The organism is Limnospira sp. PMC 289.06 (assembly GCF_032350395.1).
GTDB lineage: Bacteria > Cyanobacteriota > Cyanobacteriia > Cyanobacteriales > Microcoleaceae > Limnospira > Limnospira platensis.
This window is the reverse complement of record NZ_JARPLC010000294.1, coordinates 1-1,505: the sequence shown is the minus strand read 5'-3', so window position 1 is coordinate 1,505 and position 1,505 is coordinate 1. Positions and strand designations below refer to the sequence as shown.

Annotated in this window: 1 protein-coding gene; it reads left to right on the top strand. The window is 42.7% G+C overall.

Annotated elements, in window-relative coordinates; translation table 11 throughout:
* The first annotated feature begins 320 nt into the window (after nucleotides 1–320).
* The gene (locus tag P5674_RS24600; RefSeq protein WP_014276173.1) at nucleotides 321–1,496 is read left to right on the top strand and encodes a group II intron reverse transcriptase; all 1,176 of its coding nucleotides are present in this window, start codon (nucleotides 321–323) and stop codon (nucleotides 1,494–1,496) included.
* Nucleotides 1,497–1,505: the final 9 nt, after the last annotated feature.

Here is a 1,505-nt window from a genome sequence, read left to right as displayed (position 1 = left end):
GCGCATGCTTAGAGGGTGAAGGATGTGACCAGAAGCTAAAGCCCAATTGTCATGGTTGGGATATGCCCAATTGTCACGGTGTGGATATAGATACTGCGGTCAGTAAGAGTATAATGGCGAGGACGAGTTTAAAGACTACGTGCTGCATATAGCTCTGAACATCGAAGTAAAAAGCAGGTCTGTTGATTCTGCTCCTTTGACAAAACAGGGTATCCACACCAGGAGCCGTATGAAGGGAAACTTTCACGTATGGTTCTGAATGGGAGGGGATGGTGGTGACTCCATTCTCGACCCCTAACATATAGCCAAATGCTCTTACCGTGAACCATGAATACCTACTGTCCAAAATTCATTGTCCAAGCAGCCTGAAGAGAGACCTGAAACAATGGCTCAAAGCGGGTGTGCTAGATAACGGCGTATTCGAGGATACAGAAACAGGGACACCCCAAGGAGAGGTGATCAGCCCACTCCTAGCCAACATCGGACTGGATGGCATGGTTAGGTTAATTGAAACAATGTATCCTAAAGTAAAAGGGGTTAAAGTTAAAGCCACCTTAATAAGATATGCCGATGATTTTGTAGTGATATCACCATCACTAGAGATTATTGAACAGTGCAAAATTGCTATCTCCGAATGGTTAAAACCTGTTGGCTTGGAAATAAAACCTGAAAAGACCAGAATTTGTCATACTCTCAATCCCATTGAGTATAATGGCAAGACTGAAGAACCCTGGTTTGATTTTCTAGGATTCAACATTAAACAATACCTTGTAGGAAAATATAAGTCTGGAAAAACTGGTGGAGCAGCGAGTCGTTTAATCGGTCACAAAACTCACATCCAACCCAGCCAAAAAGCAGTTAAAGCCCATACAGAAGTGATAAAAGGTGTAATCAAACAACATATGACAGCACCTCAATCAGTCCTGATTAGCAAACTAAACCCAATCAGAAGGGGATGGTCAAATTACTATTCAGGGGTAGTCTCTGGAAAGACCTTCGTTAAGCTAGATTATATAATCTGGTTAATCTTAAGGGCATGGACAATATCAAGATGCGGAAAGGCAAGTAACGAAAAGCTAAGAAACTATTTCAGACATGGAACGGTTAAACTTAGCAACGGGAAAGAAAGGCACGTAACTTGGTTATTCCAGACCAAGGATGAATTAACATTATGGCAACATAATTGGAATCCGGTTGTCAGACATATCCTAGTACGCCCGGAACCAACACCATACGACGGAAACTGGACTTACTGGGCAACCAGGAAAGGACAAGCAATCGACACACCAAATAGGGTAGCAAAACTACTCAAGAAGCAAAAAGGCAAGTGTACCTGGTGTGGGCAATTCTTTACCCCATCGGATTTAATTGAAGTAGACCACATTGTACCTCGAAACCAAGGTGGAAAGGATGAATACAAGAATCTTCAACTACTACACCGCCACTGCCACGATGATAAAACAGCTCTTGATGAAGAGAGGTTGCTGTACTCTTAACAAGGAGGT